13 protein-coding genes are annotated in these 18,190 nt (G+C 64.7%); 12 read left to right on the top strand and 1 reads right to left on the bottom strand.

The window, feature by feature from the left end:
• The first annotated feature begins 93 nt into the window (after positions 1-93).
• The 6 genes from cysD (at position 94) to BKA05_RS15235 (ending at position 8,502) form a co-directional block, all read left to right on the top strand.
• Positions 94-1,008: a sulfate adenylyltransferase subunit CysD gene (gene cysD, locus BKA05_RS15265; protein ID WP_179532193.1), complete on the top strand. Its 915-nt coding sequence runs from the start codon at positions 94-96 to the stop codon at positions 1,006-1,008.
• The gene (gene cysN / locus BKA05_RS15260; protein WP_179532192.1) at positions 1,008-2,306 is read left to right on the top strand and encodes a sulfate adenylyltransferase subunit CysN; all 1,299 of its coding nucleotides are present in this window, start codon (positions 1,008-1,010) and stop codon (positions 2,304-2,306) included. The genes cysD and cysN overlap by 1 nt, the downstream gene beginning before the upstream one ends.
• A gap of 113 nt (positions 2,307-2,419) precedes the next feature.
• A complete protein-coding gene (locus BKA05_RS15255) occupies positions 2,420-3,511 on the top strand; it encodes a glycosyltransferase (RefSeq protein ID WP_179532191.1) in 1,092 nt (363 codons plus the stop codon).
• A gap of 562 nt (positions 3,512-4,073) precedes the next feature.
• Positions 4,074-5,030 (top strand): NAD-dependent epimerase/dehydratase family protein, encoded by a 957-nt coding sequence (locus tag BKA05_RS15245; RefSeq protein ID WP_179532189.1) that lies wholly within the window; start codon positions 4,074-4,076, stop codon positions 5,028-5,030.
• Positions 5,031-5,106: 76 nt separating this feature from the next.
• The gene (locus BKA05_RS15240) at positions 5,107-6,408 is read left to right on the top strand and encodes an oligosaccharide repeat unit polymerase (protein WP_179532188.1); all 1,302 of its coding nucleotides are present in this window, start codon (positions 5,107-5,109) and stop codon (positions 6,406-6,408) included.
• A gap of 1,134 nt (positions 6,409-7,542) precedes the next feature.
• Positions 7,543-8,502 carry a polysaccharide pyruvyl transferase family protein gene (locus tag BKA05_RS15235; RefSeq protein ID WP_246289809.1) on the top strand — a complete coding sequence of 320 codons (960 nt, stop codon included), beginning with the start codon at positions 7,543-7,545 and terminating at the stop codon, positions 8,500-8,502.
• 660 nt (positions 8,503-9,162) lie between these two features.
• Here BKA05_RS15235 and BKA05_RS15230 read toward each other — a convergent pair.
• Entirely contained in the window at positions 9,163-10,617 is a 1,455-nt protein-coding gene (locus BKA05_RS15230; protein ID WP_218842423.1) for a sugar transferase, read from the bottom strand.
• Between the two features lie 327 nt (positions 10,618-10,944).
• On the opposite strand from BKA05_RS15230, the gene BKA05_RS15225 reads away from it, so the two are divergent.
• The 6 genes from BKA05_RS15225 (at position 10,945) to BKA05_RS15200 (ending at position 18,180) form a co-directional block, all read left to right on the top strand.
• Positions 10,945-11,628, top strand: coding sequence for a dihydrofolate reductase family protein (locus BKA05_RS15225; RefSeq protein WP_179532185.1), 684 nt, complete (start codon positions 10,945-10,947; stop codon positions 11,626-11,628).
• Positions 11,629-12,362: 734 nt separating this feature from the next.
• On the top strand, positions 12,363-14,288 hold the full coding sequence (locus tag BKA05_RS15220; protein ID WP_179532184.1) for a reprolysin-like metallopeptidase: 1,926 nt from the start codon (positions 12,363-12,365) through the stop codon (positions 14,286-14,288).
• A 167-nt stretch (positions 14,289-14,455) separates the two neighbouring features.
• Positions 14,456-15,508, top strand: a complete 1,053-nt coding sequence (gene gmd / locus BKA05_RS15215) for a GDP-mannose 4,6-dehydratase (protein WP_179532183.1) — start codon at positions 14,456-14,458, stop codon at positions 15,506-15,508.
• Positions 15,501-16,478 carry an NAD-dependent epimerase/dehydratase family protein gene (locus tag BKA05_RS15210; RefSeq protein WP_179532182.1) on the top strand — a complete coding sequence of 326 codons (978 nt, stop codon included), beginning with the start codon at positions 15,501-15,503 and terminating at the stop codon, positions 16,476-16,478. Before gmd ends, BKA05_RS15210 begins: the two co-directional genes overlap by 8 nt.
• Before the next feature lie 284 nt (positions 16,479-16,762).
• Positions 16,763-17,641 (top strand): hypothetical protein, encoded by an 879-nt coding sequence (locus BKA05_RS15205; RefSeq protein WP_179532181.1) that lies wholly within the window; start codon positions 16,763-16,765, stop codon positions 17,639-17,641.
• Complete coding sequence (locus tag BKA05_RS15200) at positions 17,638-18,180, top strand: NUDIX domain-containing protein (RefSeq protein ID WP_179532180.1); 543 nt, start codon at positions 17,638-17,640, stop codon at positions 18,178-18,180. Before BKA05_RS15205 ends, BKA05_RS15200 begins: the two co-directional genes overlap by 4 nt.
• Positions 18,181-18,190: the final 10 nt, after the last annotated feature.

Below are 18,190 nucleotides of genomic sequence, written 5' to 3'. Positions count from 1 at the left end.
ACAGCCGCCGTCCCGCCGCGGCACTGCGGAGTGGCGCACGGGCCGCGCATGGCTACGATGAGGCCTGCTTCCCAGAGGAGAGGTCTGTTTCGCATGCCCGACACCCACGCCGACTACCGGCTGAGTCAGCTCGACCAGCTTGAGGCGGAGTCGATCCACATCTTCCGCGAGGTCGCGGCGGAGTTCGAGAAGCCGGTGCTGATGTTTAGCGGCGGCAAGGACTCCATCGTGATGCTCCGACTGGCCGAGAAGGCCTTCTACCCGGCGAAGATCCCCTTCCCGATGTTGCAGGTCGACACGGGCTTGGACTTCCCCGAGGTGCTCCAGACCCGTGACAATTGGGTCAACCGCCTGGGCGTCAACATCGTGGTCGCCAGCATCGACGACGCCATCGCCAACGGCGTGGTCGTCGACGACGGCAAGACCTCGCGCAACCGTCTGCAGATCGGCACGCTGCTCAACGCCATCGAGGAGAACGGCTTCACCGCCGCCTTCGGCGGAGGCCGGCGTGATGAGGAGAAGGCCCGCGCCAAGGAGCGCGTCTACTCCCACCGCGACGAGTTCGGCCAGTGGGACCCCAAGAACCAGCGCCCCGAGCTCTGGAACCTCTACAACGGCCGCCTCCACGAGGGCGAGCACATGCGGATCTTCCCGATCTCGAACTGGACCGAGCTCGACGTGTGGTCCTACATCGCCCGGGAGGGCATCGAGATTCCCTCGATCTACTTCTCCCACCAGCGGCGGGTCTTCGAGCGCGGCGGCATGTTGATGACCGAGACGCCGCTCAACCCGTGCAAGGACGGCGAGGTCGCCGAGGAGCGCACCGTCCGTTTCCGCACCTGTGGCGACATCACCCTCACCGGCTGCGTGGAGTCCACGGCCAGCACGGTGGAGGAGATCATCGAGGAGATCGCCGTCGCACGCGTCACCGAGCGTGGCGCCACACGCGGTGACGACAAGTTCTCCGAGGCCGCCATGGAAGACCGCAAGAAGGAGGGCTACTTCTGATGGCCACCGACACCCCCACCGCCGGCGAACAGGCCGTCGAGAACGTCACCACCAACATGGACCTGCTGCGCTTCGCGACCGCCGGCTCCGTCGACGACGGCAAGTCCACGCTCATTGGTCGTCTGCTGCTGGACTCCAAGTCCATCTTCGAGGACCAGCTCGAGGCCGTCGAGGCGACCTCGAAGGGCAAGGGCTACGACTACACCGACCTGGCTCTGCTCACCGACGGACTTCGCTCCGAGCGCGAGCAGGGCATCACCATCGACGTGGCCTACCGCTACTTCGCGACGCCGAATCGGAAGTTCATCATCGCCGACACCCCGGGCCACGTGCAGTACACCCGGAACATGGTGACAGGCGCCTCGACCGCTGACCTCGGACTGGTGCTGGTGGACGCCCGTCAGGGCCTGACCGAGCAGTCTCGCCGGCACGCAGTGATCCTCTCGCTGCTGCGCGTTCCCCACCTGGTGCTGGCCATCAACAAGATGGACCTAGTCGATTTCGACGAGACGATCTACGAGAAGATTCACGACGAGTTCACTCAGTTTGCGACCAAGCTGTCGATCCCCGACCTCGAGGTCATCCCGATCTCAGCACTCCAGGGCGACAACGTGGTCAACCGCAGCGAGAACATGCCGTGGTACTCCGGACCCACGCTGATGCACCACCTCGAGCACGTGCACGTCGCCTCGGACCGAGACCTGATCGACGCGCGGTTCCCCGTACAGTACGTCGTGCGTCCGAAGTCGGACGAGTTCCACGACTACCGTGGGTACGCGGGACAGGTTGCCGGCGGCGTGCTGAAGCCCGGCGACGAGGTGGTCGTCCTTCCGTCGGGCATGACGTCCACGATCTCCAAGATCGAGCTCTTCGACCAGGAGGTGCCGGAAGCGTTCCCGCCAATGAGCGTGACGATTAGCCTCGCCGACGATGTCGACGTCTCCCGGGGCGACATGATTGCGCGCATCAAGAACGCGCCGCAGCCCAGTCAGGACATCGACGCCATGGTCTGCTGGATGACGACCGCCCCTCTCAAGCCGCGCCAGAAACTGGCCATCAAGCACACGACGCGCACGGCGCGAGCGTTGGTCAAGGACATTCAGTATCGCTTGGACGTCAACACGCTCCACCGTGATCAGGAGACCAAGGAACTCGGGGTGAACGAGATCGGGCGGGTCCAGCTTCGGACCACATTGCCACTCCTATGCGATTCGTACAGCAAGAACCGCGCGACGGGCTCCTTCATTCTCATTGACGAGGCTAGCGGTGTCACTGTTGGCGCGGGCATGCTCCTGTGAGCCCTCGAGCGCGGACCTTCGCATAGCATGATGTGGTCTCCCGAAGACGCAACCTGCGTTTGTCAGTGGCACGACTTCGATCGCGTGGTCGGGAGGTGAGAATCCTCCAAGTCGTGACCTATCTCGACAGCCTCGGCAGCTATGGCGGACCGTTGACCGTCGCGCTTTCACAGTGCGCGTCGTTGTCCGAACGGGGACACGAGGTCACCTTGCTCATGGGCTGGGACGGAGAGGCCCCCATATCGGCGCCGGGCATCTCGATCAAGCGACATCGCGCTTTCCGAGTTACGAGGAGCTTCTTTGGCACGATCTCGCCGGGATTGCTGCTGCGCTATCGCAAACTTGCGCGGAGTCATGATGTGGTGCACCTCCACTACTCCCGAGACTTGGTTCAGGTGGCGTTACCTCGTCTGACGCCGGGACGGACCCCCCTGGTCTTGCAAGCGCACGGCATGATCGTCCGCGACCAACGCCGAGTCGCCAGGCTGATGGACAGAATCTTCGTCCGATATGCGTATGCAAGGGCCATACACCTGACGCTAACGGAGCGGGAAGAGTTGGAGATCGCCAATATTTCGAGGGGTCCGCAGTTGATCGAGTCCATTCGAAACGGCGTTACAATGCCAGCGACGCGAGCCCGATGGCGAGAGCGTCCAAGAGTGATTTTTCTAGCTCGTCTAGCGCCTCGTAAGCGCGCACCGGCTTTCGTAGAGATGGTAAGGATTCTTGCGCAGCGAGGACTCGACGCGGAGTTCGCGATCTACGGTCCCGACGAAGGGGATCTGCCGGAGGTCCGACGCATGATCGAGTCCCTGCCTAGCGGTCTCATCGATTATGTGGGGCCAGTTTCCCCACCGAATGTCGCAAGTGTCTACACGGACTCATCGATCTACGTCCTGCCCAGTGTGAATGAGCCGTTCCCGATGTCACTGCTTGAAGCCATGAGCCATGGACTGCCATCGGTAATCACCGACCAAACCGGCATCTCGGCTGAACTAGAAGGCAGTGCCGGTGTCGTCGTCACGGACGGAACGCCGGAGTCGATGGCGGAAGGCGTCCTCAAGCTTCTTGAAACTGAGCGCGTGTGGGCTGTTTGCTCCGACGCAGCTATCAACACGGTTCAGCAATATTTTTCCGTTGAGGCGGTGGCGGACACACTAGAGAATGTCTACCAGGCGGCCACGGACGGAGGAGTCTGGGGATGAGCAGCACTTACCCACGACTGGCTGACTTTCGAGCGGATCTAGACCGTGGTCGACCGGTTTGGGTCGAGGTGGCTTGGAGGTTGGCTCGGTTTCTATTCATAGAGACCACTTTTCCTTGGCCGAGTCGAGCAAAAGAGATCGTACTCCGCCGTTTCGGCGCGAAGATCGGCAAACGATTCTATATCCGGCCGGGCGTCAGGATTCATTTCCCGTGGAAACTGATCTGTGATGACGACGTGTGGATCGGCGAGGGGACCATGATCCTGAACTTGGATACCGTCCACTTGAAGAACGATACCGCGTTAGCGCACGACGTCTTTCTCGCTGCCGCGGGCCACGACATTAGAGATCGTGCTTTTAGATATGCCAATAGGCCCATTGTCTTGGGTCCCGGGGTCTGGGTTGCGTCCAGGGCTTTCGTGGGCCCAGGCGTCACTATTGAGGAGGGCTCAGTGGTCTTGCCCGGAGCAGTAGTCACCGCTCCAGTTGGTCAGTACCAAGTGGTTGGCGGCGTCCCAGCTCGGCCAGTAGCAACCCGCCATGTCAGAGAGGATTTCCGCCAGTGACTCGTCGCATCCTGGTGACAGGTGCAAGTGGGTTCATTGGAACCAATCTATTGAGGAGCCTTCGGCAAGGGTCGGACGTCATGGGGTACGACGTGAAACCTCCGATGGATCCCCAACAATGGGATCTTTATCGCTACGGCGACATTCGCGATCTCAAGTCCTTGACGAGAGCGTACGCCGAGTTCGACCCCGATTTCGTGATCAACTTAGCGGCACGCACAGATCTCGGCGGCAGATCCTTGGCCGACTACTCGGCTAATACCGTCGGCGTTGAGAATGTTTGCGAAGTTTCGAATGAGCGCGACGTTCCGACGATTTATGCAAGTTCGCGTCTAGTGTTTGCGATAGATCACAGGCCGGCAGGGGTGTTTGATTATGCCCCCTCGACAGTTTATGGTGAATCCAAAATTGTCGGTGAATTGGTGGTACGACAGAGAGCTAGTCACAAGTGGTGCATAGTTCGTCCCACGTCGATCTGGGGTCCGTGGTTCGGCACGCCATACGGCGACTTCTTCAAAGTCGTGGCTCGGGGGCGTTTCCTCAAAGCAGCTGGCTTGCATCCAGTTAAGTCATTCGGATACGTGGGGAACATAGTCGCCCAAATCTCGGGAATGCTCGGCTTGGAGCCAAGCAAGTGGGACCGAGGCGTGTACTGGCTGAAGGACCGGGAACCTCTGGACATGTATGGTTGGTCAGATGAGGTCGCCCGGCAACTCGGGCGACGACCTGCGCCGGACGTGCCGAGGTCCGTCCTTCAGGGGCTTGCCACCCTGGGTGACCTGTTGAAGGCAACCCAATTCCTTGAGCCGCCGTTGACTACTTTTCGTCTCAATAACATGCTGACTGATATGGTTTACGAGGAGAAGGAACTCTATCAGTTGCTTCCGGGGCCGGACCCTATTTCGGTCGCCGACGGTGTAGCGGAGACAGTGGCATGGCTCCGGACTCGTTGAGATCTACTTTGCCATGACGGCGCGACTTGGGCGCACGGCTTCGGCGCCTCATGGCCCAAAGGGCGGTCAGGCGGCCGTGGCGACGGTGCTTTTCTGGACGACAATTGTCACGGGGGCGGCCGGTTTGTGGGCCTCGTCGCTGAACAATGCTCCCGGTTATGTTTGGATCGCCGCCATCATCATTGGCGTGGCCACACTCTCGCTTGGACTGACTATTCGCGAGGCCAAGATCGACCTATTGTCGCCTTCAGTCATCTTTTCGCTAGTTTGGGCAATCATCTTCGGTATCCGCCCTCTTCTGATGGCGTCTACCGGCGACACCAGTTTGCGAGACACCTATAACTTTCCCGCTCAACTTGTAAACGTCGAGCTCTTAGCGCTTGTGGGGCAACTGTCGTTTTTCGGTGGCGTTCTTCTTGCCCGCGACCGAACAGTGTCTTTGACCGAAGAGCGAAAAGTCCGGCGCCCGCTTCGATTCGGTCAGGTCGTCTTCCTTGTGCTCGGGGCAGCAGGTTCCGTTCTCGGATTTCAGGCATCACTCGGTGGCACTTCCGCGTACGTCTACTACTTGCCCTTGGTTTTGGTGCCGCTTGCCAATATCTCGCTACTCTCGTGGTTGAGAAGCAAGAATGCTGGCGACATTGCCCTCTGTTTGGTAGCAAGTGCGATATTCGCAATGCGCTTCAGTCTGACTGGCCAGCGCGCATTTGTGTTGTATCTTCTGTTGTCGCTCGCTGCCATCTTCCTTCTCGAGAAGAAGCGGAGTCCACGCCTAGGAACTGCGGTCGCAGCTGGTGCCGTCCTCTTAGTGGGGGTGTTCTACACTCTTGAGGTCCAGCGCTCGGAACTTCGTGGGGGGGCAAGACTGGAGGCAGAATTGTCGGCTCAAGCGATCCTGGGGACGCTTTTTCAGGGCGGGACGACTGAGATGGCGCCTTCGATGTCTGCACTCCTTGCGACGGAGGGGTACCTGTGGCAGCAACGACACGGCGAAACTCTCTATACAGTTCTTGTCCACTGGGTGCCATCTGCCCTATGGGAAGGTAAGCCGAAAACTTACGACGAGGACTTGTATTCACGTATGTTTCCAGAGCACTATGCGGTCGACAAGGCGAATACGCAATTCTCAGTGTTGGGAGATTTCTATAGCGACTCCGGATGGTTAGGAGTCGGAATTGGCCTTGGTGTCATGGGGTACGGTCTGCAAGCCTTTTACCTCACCGCGAGATCCCGTCGGTCAGATTTTGTCATGTTGGCCTATGCCGCGACGCCCGCGCTTCTTCTTACAACCTTCCGAGGCAATCTGGCGTTGAACTTCGGGATCGCCCTTTTTCTAGTTTTCCCGCTCTTTGTCATGACTCGACGGGCGGATGTGTAGTTTGAGGAAGTTGGCGCCTCTGGTCGACCAGGTGTTGACGTCCTTCCGCTCTGCCTTTACGCTTCTTTGTCTGGCGCTCGTGGCCCCTCAAGAGTCATTTGGCCTCATGGCTCTAGCCCTGACGGCGACGCAGTTGACGAGTGGCTTGATCTCAACGGTCATCGTCGATCAGTGGTTAGTGCGCGGGGCTAGGGGACTTCCGAGTGGGCGTGCGCTAGCCCAGATTGCACTGGGGGGGGCGACTGTCATGCTGACTATCGGCTTCGCCTTTGACCAAGTCCCTGTTGGAATTATCGCCGCTTCGGTAGCCCCAGCGTGTATCTACGAGGTGATACGGGTCCAACTCGCCATTGCAGGGAAGGTTCTTCGACTGTTGGCTTCCTCATCCGCGGCCCCTGCTCTGGTGGGGGTTAGTGCGATGTTGACGCAATCGGCGGATGCCGTTGCGGCTGGCTATTCAGCGGGTGTTCTTATCGCGTGCACTTGGGGTATTTTCGGCGCCTCGTCTTGGCTTGACAGTGATGGCGACGCGCCTTTCGATTCGGCCTTCTCGATTCGTCGGGGCCTCACCTACGCTCTTGACTACCTGTCCTCGGTGGGTTATGGCCATCTTGTCGTGCTCGTCAGTTCATTGCTGTTGCCATCAGTGGCGGCTGCCGGTCTACGACTAACACAGTCGCTCTTCGCCCTCCCGGGGATTGCGCTTATCGGGGTGAGGGTCGTGGTACTTCGTAAGTGGGCTGAGGGATTGAGTCTGCGTAGCTACTTCAGGTTCGTGGCGATTGCAAGTCTTGGCACTAGCTGCGCGTCCGCTGTCTCGTTGATTTTAGTGTGGGCGTGTGCGGGTGTCCTGGATCCCGACTTAGAGTCGATTGTTCGGGAAACGTCTACACCTCTCGCCATCCAGTCAGTCCTTCTCGGTAGCGGGACTCTCGGAGGACTTGCGCTGAAGGCACTTGGTATGCCACGGCTGCTGGTGGTAGTGAGAGTAGCAGTCGTGACAGTCAGTGCACTTGTGGTCGCACTCCTATTGATCTATTTTCGATCATCCGCGTCCGCGGCATGGGGGCTGGCTTTCGGCACGGCTCTGGGGGCAGTCATCTGGAACGTCAGTCTTTGGAATAGGATGAGGCCATGCGAACAGTAGGTCTATTGGATGTCTCAAAGTATTCAGAGAACGCGGGTGACCATGTGATCACGCAGGCCATCCGGCGAGAGCTGGTTGAGTTCGGCAGTGATCAGTGGCCGTCTTATTCGACGCATCGGCATCCTTCACTGGGTGAAGTACTTCAGCTTCGAAGGGCGGACCTGTTGGTCGCTGGCGGATCGAACATGCTGAAGTCGCGCATGGAGATCAATCGCCAATGGCTCGTGACCCCGGATCTGGCTTGGTCGATGAGGCGCAAGATTGTTCTCTGCGGAGTTGGATGGTGGCAGTATCAAGATGACCCGAACGGCTATTCTCGAGCACTGTTGAAGAGGATCTTGGACCCCTCGGCTCTTCACTCCGTCCGTGACTCCTACACAGAGGAAAAGGTTCGGCGCTTGGGTTTCGAAGTCGTAAATACCGGATGTCCTACGATGTGGTCCTTGGCCGGCAGCAGTGCGTCATCTGTGACAAGTCGACCCGACACGGTTGTCACCACGGTGACTGATTACAACCGCGATCCCGCTCGGGACGTAAGCATGCTCAGAAGCCTTGCGCGTCTTTATGAGCGTGTCCTGTTCGTGGGAATGGCCGAGCAGGACTTGGTCTATTACCGGTCTGATCTTCAGGTCGAGGGGGTTACTGAAGTAGGTTGGGGTCTGGACACTCTGAACTCATGCCTGACCCCGGGCGTCGACTATTTCGGTACGCGCCTGCATGCTGGGGTGCGAGCGCTGCAAAGGGGATGTTCGGCCGCCGTCTTGGCGATTGACAACAGGGCTCGCGAAATATCTCGCGACACCGGTCTGCAGGTCGTCATGCCTGACGGGATCACGGACCGGGCCATCGCTCAGGCAGTCGTTGCTGGTACGGCAGTGGGACTCAGGATCCCCTTGCAGCAGATCGCGATGTGGCGCGAGGCCTTTTGGCGGAGGCTGAACGCGTAGTGCGTGGAACTGAAACCCGTACATTGCCCGCTCGTTGGCCGGTGACGAGAGGGTCCGCAATCCCAAGAGTTTGTCGCTATGGGCGGGCGCGTCGCTCGAGATCCTAGCGCCTGAGAGTCTGAGGCGCGGCCAGCCTCGGGCGGGCTGGCAGGGTTGGCTTTGGGCCTACCGGCGGGAATTGCGACTCATGAATCGCCTGCTCGACGGGAGCGTCACGCGTGGGATCTGTCGAGTTGGCAAGGCGGGCCGGCCCCGACCCTGGCCACTTCGATGGCTGGATCAGAAGTACGTCTACCTCCGGAACTGCCGCCCTGCAGTGCCCCTAGTAGCGCGGTAGCCCGGTCACCGGGGCTGCTGCACCGAGCTGTGCCACTCGGATGCGGGGTCTGGCCCCAGTCTGGTTGACACGCTGACCTGACTACATTCTGGTTTCCATTAATGGTGATGGGTCCTCAGGCGGGAAAGGTGTCTGCGAGTGAGGCATACTCGTACTCGATTGGGGTCTGAAGGCCGAGCGCGGAATGGCGGCGCTGGGTGTGGTGGAGCCTTTGGTGACAGTGTCACCTACCGCTGCATCATGCCCCGGCGATCACCGGCCCCATTGGATGTCGGGTAAACCGCACCCAACAACAGGGTGGACAGCCTTCGTGAGCATCCCACCTAGTACGCACCTCTACTGCCAAGGACCGCTGAGATCGTCCGGCCCAGAATCGACAGGTCCTGCAGCATCGACCAGTTGTCCACGTAGTAGAGGTCGAGGCGGACTGTCTCTGCCCAAGTGAGGTCTGAGCGTCCAGAAACCTGCCACAAGCCAGTCATGCCCGGCCGCACGTGCAGGCGTCGGGACGTGCGATCGTCGTAAGTCTCGACCTCGTGTGGAAGGGGGGGGCGTGGACCCACCAAGCTCATCTCTCCGCGGAGGACGTTAATGAGCTGAGGCAGCTCGTCCAGCGAGAAGCGCCGCAGCCATCGACCCGGAGCTGTCACTCGTGGGTCGTCGTGCATCTTGAACAGGCCTCCAGAGAAGCCGATCTCCTGCTGCAGTGCAGCAAGCCTGGCCTCGGCGTCTACGACCATCGTCCGAAACTTCAGGCAGGAGAACTCGCGGCCGTCTTTTCCGGTCCGAGTCTGGTGGAAGAGCACGGGGCCGCGATCATGCACTTTGATCTGCACGGCGATGAAGAGCAGAAGCGGCAGGAAGGTCGCGAGCAGCACGGCGGAGCCCACGAGGTCGAAGGTCCGCTTGCCCCAGCGGGAAGCGTCGGACCACGTTGGCGGGTCGATGTGGATGAGCGGAAGTCCCGCCACGGGGCGGATGTTGATGCGCTCGCCGGAGATGTCGGTGACGCTCGGGGCGATCACCACTTGGACGTCGTGGCGCTCGAGCTCCCACAGCGAGCTCCTGAACTGGCTGGAGGCACCAACGGACCCTCCCGCGAAGAAGATGACGTCGGCCTCGGCGAGGGCGACCAACTGCGTAGCCTCGGTGGTGTTGCCGAGAACAGGGACTCCTGACCCCGTCTCCTCGGCAAGGTCGTACTCCGGAGTGAGCGCCCCGACGACCTCGTAGCCGAGCCACGTCTCCCGGCGGAGCACGGCAGCGATCTCGTCCACGTGCGAGCGGCTACCGGCGATCAGCACCCGCTGGCGCAGTGAACCGTGCTTACGAGCCTGCTGGACCGCGCGGCGCAGGAGCAACCGACCGACCAGAAGCGACGGGATGCCGAGACCGAACGCGAGGAGGAAGAAGCCGCGGGAGAGGTCGTACTTGGCCAAGTAGCAGCCGACGCCAGAGAGGCCGGCCGCGATCACGCTCGCGTTGAAGACCCGCCGGTACTCATCTGTCCCAGCTCCGAAGAGATCCCGCTTGTACCCGCCGGTGAGGGCGATCGTGGCGATCCAGCCGGCGATGATCAGCGGGCCGGCGATGGTCACGCTGCTCTCGACGTCGGCCGACGAGGTGAAGATGTCGAGCTCACGCCGACCGACGATGGCGACGAGGCCGATGCCGACCATGATGGCGATGTCGATGGCCAGCGCCGTGATCGGCAGGGCACGGAGGTAACGGCTGCGGGCGCCAGACCATCGGCTGGTGGTCTCCGACAGGAGGGTCATCGCTGCTCGTCCCATGTTTCCGCGCGTGCGTGTGGTGCTGATCCCCTCGGCGATGAGGGGCTGGATCGCGGTCCGCCCGACCGGACGCGATGCCTGACTTTACTTCTCTTCACCCATCGGTGCATCTCGTCCGTGTTACGCGTGGTTGAACACTGAGGGGGCGGCCTCGCGAGCCCTGGCAGCACTGGGGTCCTCGTCCTCCGGAAGGGCCCCTCCGCTGGTCTGTACCGCCTCGATCGGGGGTGGTGCGGCGCGGCGTGACGCCGGGGTGCGACCCTAGGGAGCAGCGGGAAACCCCGCCGTCTTCAACCGGGTGACGAGGTAACGATGCGAGTCCTGACCGGCGCAGCGCCGAATGAGAACATCACCGACGCCGACCTGGCTGAGCTCTACGCTCCGCCGGCCGGGCGACCCTGGCTGAGGGTCGGCATGGTCAGCACCGTGGACGGCTCCGCCACCGGCGACGACGCGCGCACCGCCTCGATCAATAACGCCGCCGACCACCGGGTCTTCTCGACCCTGCGCGGCCTGGCCGACGTGATCATCGTCGGAGCCGGCACCGCCAAGGCCGAGAAGTACGCGCCCACCGACGTACCCATCGTGCTGGTGTCGCGCAAGGCCCAGGTGCCCGAGGCGCTCCAGGGAGCGCCGGCCGGGTCGGTCTACCTCGCGACCTGCTCCCGCTCCGACGGGCTGCCGGCCGCACGGGAGATCCTGGGTGACGAGCACATCCTCGAGCTCGGCTCCCACCGGGTGGACCTGCCCCAGCTGAAGGCCACGCTCGCTGAGCGCGGCTGGATGTCTCAGCTCTGTGAAGGCGGGCCGCACCTGTCGCGCGACATGGTCTTCCAGGGATGCGTCGACGAGGTCGCTGCCACCACCGTGCCGCGGCTCGTGGCGGGGGCCTACCCGCGGACCACCGAGGGCGCGCCCATCAACGTGCCGTTGGAGCTCACCATGCTGCTGGAGGACTCCGGCACGCTGTTCGGGCGCTGGGCGCTAGGGGGCTGAGCGTGCGGCGACTTGTTGTCGCTGTCCTTGCCGGGTCGCTCGTTGGGGCGCCGGCGGTTGCGGCTGGGCCTGAGTCTGCAGGCAGCCGTGGTCTCGACGCCCGCTCCTCGCTGGCGCTCGTCGCTGCTCGACCACCCGTAGGTCGCGCGGTCGCTGCTCGATTGGCGGAGGATGGTCTCGACGCTCGCTCGTCGCTGGCGCTCCTCGCTGCTCGACCACCTGGGGTTGAGGTTCTGGGGTCTCGTGGCTCGCTGCGCTCGCACCTCGACCAGCGGGGCACAGAGCTCGTGCGGGTCGATCGGCGGGCGGTGAAGCGGGAGCTTCGGCGCAACGTGCTCGAGCTGCCTGCGCCCGGTGGGGACGTGGTCGGGTTCGAGGTCGAGCCGGTCGAGGTGATGGAGCCGGCGCTGGCTGCTCGGCACCCGGACCTGGTGGCCTACTCCGGTAGGTCGGTCGAGGACCCCGCCACGACCGTGTCCGTCGCCGTGACCCCGCTCGGAGTGTCGGCGTCCGTGCGCGGGTCCCGGGAGTGGTTGGTCGAGCCCGCCGGCACCTCTGGGGGATCTCGGCACCTCGTTGCGGTGGGTGGTCTCGACGCTCGCTCAGGCCGTCAGACGGCCCTCGCTGCTCGACCACCGGCGGACGTCCTCGTCCCACAAGGCCGCGGTAGTGGTCCCGACGCTCGCTCAGGCCGTGAGACGGCCTTCGCTGCTCGACCACCTGCGGGTGAGGTGGTGCGGCGGACGTACCGGCTGGCGCTGCTGAACGACCCGACGTACGCGGACTACTGGGGCAGCGAGAACGTGCTGGCCGCGAAGGTCGCGCTGGTGACCCGGCTCAACCAGATCTACAACGACGACCTCGCGATCCGCTTCCTGCTGGTCGAGGACTCCGAGGAGCTCAACCTCGACACCGACGCCGCGGCGACCGGTCCCGACGGGCCGTGCGGCTCATCGCCCTGCTTCGACGACGCCGTCGAGCAGGGCGAGGGGATGCTCGACCGCTGCGGCACCGACACGCTCGGGCGAACGCGGCTGGTGCTCGGCAACCTGATCGGTGCGTCGGCGTACGACGTCGGGCACCTGACGTTGGGCGTCGACGGCGGGGGAGTGGCCTGGCTGGGTGTCGCCGGTCGCGACTACGCCGGCGGCGGATGCACCGGACTGACGCAGCCGCGTGGCGACGTCTTCTACATCGACTACGTGGCGCACGAGATCGGCCACCAGTTCTCCGCCTCGCACACGTTCAACGGCGACGGCGATTTCTGTGGCGCCAACGGATCGGACGCCTCCGTCGAGCCCGGCTCCGGATCGTCGGTCATGGCCTACGCCGGCATCTGTGGTGCCGACGACCTGCAGGCGCACACCGACCCGTACTTCTCCCAGCACTCCATCGAGGAGGTCGGCGGCTACGTCGCCGGTGACCAAGAGGACGTGGTCGAGGTCCAGCAGGTGTCGCTCTCCGAGTTCGACACCGACGGCGACACCGTCACGCTCAGCCTCGGCGAGCGCAGCACCACGCTGACCCGCGGCACCGGCTACACCCGTGCGGCGGTGCAGTCCGCCGTCAGTGACCTCGTGGGCACCGACGTGCGGATCGCGCGCTGGGACTACGACCCCTACCTCGGTCAGGTCTCGTCCACCGCGGCCGCCGCGGGGCAACCCTCGGACGCCGGCTTCCAGATCGTCTACGCCTCCAGCCTCGAGCCTGACATCGGTGGGGCGCGGCAGGGCCACCCCGAGCTGGTCGCCACGGGTGGCGAGGGCGTGCAGGCACGCGTCGTCGAGATCGCGCACGGCGGCCCGGCACGACACGGTGGCGAGGACGAGCCCTCCGGCAACTCGCGCCCCGAGGTGACGGCGCCGTCGCGCACGACGATCCCGGTCCGCACGCCCTTCAGGCTCAGTGGGTCGGCGACGGACCCGGACGGCGACCCGCTGACCTTCTCCTGGGAGCAGGACGACCCGGGCATCGGGACGGCGCTCTTCAGCAACGACAGGGTGTTCGGGCCGTTGTTCCGGCAGTTCAGCGACAACGCCCGGGTGTCCGGCTCGGGGGCCCTCGAGAGCCCGTCGCCGGGGCAGAACACGGCCTCGAGCGAGCCGACCCGGTGGTTCCCCGACCTCGAGCAGGTGCTGCGCGGGCGCACCAACGCCGAGACCGGCACCTGTCCCGGCGTATCCGGCACGTCCGCGCGGGACAAGGTGCTCGACTGCTACTCCGAGTTCCTCCCCACCGAGGACTACCGAGGGGCCGCCAACGTCGGTCGACGCACCATGCACTTCCGCCTCACCGCGCGGGACGGCAACGCGAACGGCGGTGGCACGTCGTACGCCGACGTCGCGATCAAAGTGCAGCGATCGGCCGGGCCGTTCCTGATGCGCTCGCAGTTCAGCGGGCGCACCGAGCACGCAGGCCAGAAGGTCGGCGTCCGGTGGAAGGTCAACGGCACCAAGGAGCTCGCCAAGAAGGTGCGCATCCGTTTGTCGACCGACGACGGGCAGACCTGGGACACCGTGCTGGCCAACAACACCCGCAACGACGGCAAGAAGAAGGTGCGGCTGCCCGCCGGCATCAGCGCGGAGGCGGCGTGGGTGATGGTCGAGGCCCGGGGCAACTACTTCTACGACGTGAGTGACACGCCCTTCAGGATTCGCTGAGGGGTCTCGTGGCTCGCTGCGATCGGACCTAGACCGGCGCGTGGGTTGCGATCGTATCTCGACCATCGGGGGCAGCGATTCGTTACACGGCGGACACCCGGCCGGTGGGAGACGTTAAAGAGGTCCGATAGCCTCGGACAGTTCAGAAAACCGTGAAGGGAACACCGATGCGACGCGCACTCATCACCGGCATCACCGGCCAGGACGGCTCCTACCTGGCCGAGCTGCTGCTCGGCAAGGGCTACGAGGTCCACGGGCTCATCCGCAGGGCGTCGACGTTCAACACCTCCCGCATCGACCACCTCTACCAGGACCCGCACTCGGAGGGCGCGAAGCTCTTCCTGCACTACGGGGACCTGTCCGACGGCGCGCGACTGGTGACGCTCATGCACGAGATCCAGCCGACCGAGGTCTACAACCTCGCGGCCCAGTCGCATGTGCGGGTCAGCTTCGACGAGCCCGAGCACACCGGGGACACCACCGGCGTCGGGGCCATGCGCCTGCTCGAGGCCGTCCGGCTGGCCGGCGTCGACTGCCGCTACTACCAGGCCTCCAGTTCGGAGATGTTCGGCGCGACGCCGCCGCCGCAGAACGAGGAGACGCCGTTCTACCCGCGCTCCCCGTACGGGGCGGCGAAGGTCTACGCCTACTGGGTGACGAAGAACTACCGGGAGGGATACGGCACGTTCGCCGTCAACGGCATCCTGTTCAACCACGAGTCCCCCCGCCGTGGCGAGACGTTCGTGACCCGCAAGATCACGCGCGCAGTGGCCCGGATCAAGGCCGGGCTGGAGGACCACGTCTACCTCGGCAACCTCGACGCCGTCCGTGACTGGGGCTACGCCCCGGAGTACGTCGAGGGCATGTGGCGGATGCTGCAGGCCGACGAGCCGGACGACTTCGTGCTGGCCACCGGCGGCAACTTCACCGTGCGTGACTTCGTGGTCACGGCGTTCGAGCACGCCGGCCTGGACTGGGAGAAGCACGTCCGCTTCGACGAGCGCTACCTGCGGCCCACCGAGGTCGACGCGCTCATCGGCGACGCCTCCAAGGCCGAGGCCAAGCTCGGATGGAAGGCCGCGGTGCAGACCGACGAGCTGGCCCGGATCATGGTCGACGCCGACATCGCGGCGCTCGAGCACGAGGGGCGCCCGTGGTACGACCAGGTGGCGCTCGAGGGCTGGCCGAAGATCGGCAACCCCGGGATCACCGGTGTCTGAGGGGATCTTCGAGCCCCGACCGTTGGACCGCGAGGCCACGACCTTCGTCGCAGGGCACCGTGGTCTCGTGGGTTCCGCGATCTGGCGGAAGCTCGAGGGGGAGGGATTCACGGCCCTGGTCGGCCGGCGCTCCGGTGAGCTGGACCTGCGCGACCGGGAGGCGGTCTTCGACTTCTTCGCCGAGACGCGTCCGCGCTACGTCGTGCTCGCGGCGGCCAAGGTCGGCGGCATCCTCGCCAACAACAGCTACCCAGTCGACTTCCTCTCCGACAACCTGCGCATCCAGACCAACGTGATGGACGCGGCGTTGGAGGTGCGGACCGAGCGACTGCTGTTCCTCGGGTCGTCCTGCATCTACCCGCGGATGGCGCCGCAGCCCATCCACGAGGACTCACTGCTCACCGGGCACCTGGAGCCCACCAACGACGCGTACGCGATCGCCAAGATCGCCGGCATCCTCGGGGTCCAGGCCGTGCGGCGTCAGTACGGGCTGCCGTGGATCTCCGCCATGCCGACCAACCTCTACGGCCCCGGCGACAACTTCTCGCCGACCGGCAGCCACGTGCTGCCCGCCCTGATCCGTCGCTACGACGAGGCGCGCGCCTCCGGTGCGCAGTCGGTGACGAACTGGGGGACTGGCTCACCGCGACGCGAGTTCCTCCACGTCGACGACATGGCCTCCGCCTGCCTGCACCTGATGGAGCACTACGACGGCCCGCAACAGGTCAACGTCGGCACGGGCCGCGACTCCACGATCAAGGAGATCGCCGAGATGGTCGCCTCCGTCGTGGGCTTCGAGGGCGAGACCCGGTGGGACACCTCGAAGCCCGACGGCACCCCGCAGAAGCTGCTGGACGTCAGCAAGCTCCGCGGTGCCGGCTGGGAGGCCTCGATCGGGATGCGCGAAGGCCTCGAGTCGACGGTCGCGTGGTACCGCGAGCACGCGGCCGACCTGCGCGAGGTGGGCTGACCGCGCCCGCGGTCGGCCGGCGGGTCCAGCGTGAGGGGGCTTCACCGACGGATCCTGGTCGCAGAGCTGGACTCCGTCGCCACGCGGCGCCTCTACGAGGACTACGCGGAGTCAGCCAGTCAGGTCGAGGCTCGGTTGGTCGGGGCCCTGCGACTCGCCCACCTGGTCGGTGGGCAGATCCTCGTCACCGAGGCGATGCTCCTGACAGCAGGTTCTTCGCGGGCCTCACGCCCGAGGACCTGGCCGATCTGTTGGGGACGACGCGGCACAAACTGCCGATCACGGTGCTGCACCGGGCGGAGACCTTGCGGGAGTCCCTGGACGCCCTGCTCGACCCTGAGGGCGGCTTTCGATGGCAGCTGGCCGGTGGTCGGGCGGGCAGGGCCTGGGTCGATCAGTCGTTGTCGGGTGCGTGGGACCGCTGGATCTCAGCCTCCGAGCAGGGTCGGCTGGGGATGGAACGGATACTCACGAGACCAGACGGGACCCCCAAGCCGGCCTTCGGGCCGTTGCCGCGGCTGTCCTCACCGGTGGCCCACCCGGACATCGACGCGATGGTCGAGGCGACAGCGCTCGCCCGCCGCTCGGCCGTGTTCGACGCCTACGACCGGGGAGTCGCATCCGACCCTCCGCCGCACGTCAGGGCCGAGCTGCGCCGCCTGCGAGCGGCGTGCAACGGCGCGTACTTCGCCGCCATGGCTCGTCAGCACGACGCTGAATGGGTGTCGTTCACCCCGCAGGGCGAGGCCTCGGCGGATGCTGCGGGACGGTCGATGCTGCGGATCTCCGGGCACCTGGTCGGCACCGCGGTCGACGCCCCGGCCGCGGTCTTCGCGCAGGTGCTGCACGCGACGCGACCCGAGCAGGAGGCCTTCGCGAGAAGCGGCCGACGCAGGCACCTGCTGGCGCTGGTCTACAAGGCGGGCGTGGTGACCAGCGCCAGGGGCATGTGGGAGGACGCACGGACCCTGGTGAGGTCCGTCGTCCTCGCAGCCCTGGCGGTCCTCATCGCCGTGCCTGGCCTCGACGACGGCTCGGGATGGCTCCCCTGGTCGATCTTCGGGCTCAGCATCGCCGTCGCCATCCCGTGGGACGCTCCGGCGTCCTTGCGGAGCATGCTCCCGAGTCGGCTCGACGCGTCACTGTCGGTGAGCAGCGGGTGAGCGGCACGACCGGGCAGCCGGAGTTCCGGGAGGTCTGGCGCGGGACGGGAGACCCGCCGGTGAGTGTCGAGACCGCCACCGTGACCCACGCCGGCCACGCATGGGAGCAGACCCGGATGAGGGTGGGCGGCCGTGGGGGAGTCGTGGTCGTGGCGGAGCGCGGCGGACAGGTCGCCCTCGTGCGGCTCTGGCGACCCTCGGTGGGCGCCAAGAGACTCGAGCTCCCCCGGGGCCTCCGCGAGAGCGACCGACCCGAGGACGATGCCGCGCGAGAGCTCCGTGAGGAGACGGGCTTCGAGCCACGCCACCTGCACCACCTGGGGGAACTCGAGGTCGACACCTCGCTGCTCCCCACCTCGGTGCACGCCTTCCATGCAGAGATCCAGCAGGACGCAGAACCGGTGGCGACCGACGGGGAGGTCGACCGAGTGGTCTGGGTGGACGTCGAGGACCTGGCGTCGCTGCTCTCGAACGGGGAGCTGCGTGACGCGATCAGCCTGGCAGCCGTGGCGTTGTGGAGGGACGGGCGTGACCGCTGAGAGCCCTATG

This window comes from Nocardioides marinus (assembly GCF_013408145.1).
Classification (GTDB): Bacteria; Actinomycetota; Actinomycetes; order Propionibacteriales; family Nocardioidaceae; genus Nocardioides; species Nocardioides marinus.
The sequence above is the reverse complement of the archived record's forward strand: the minus strand, read 5'-3'. Positions and strand labels throughout refer to the sequence as shown.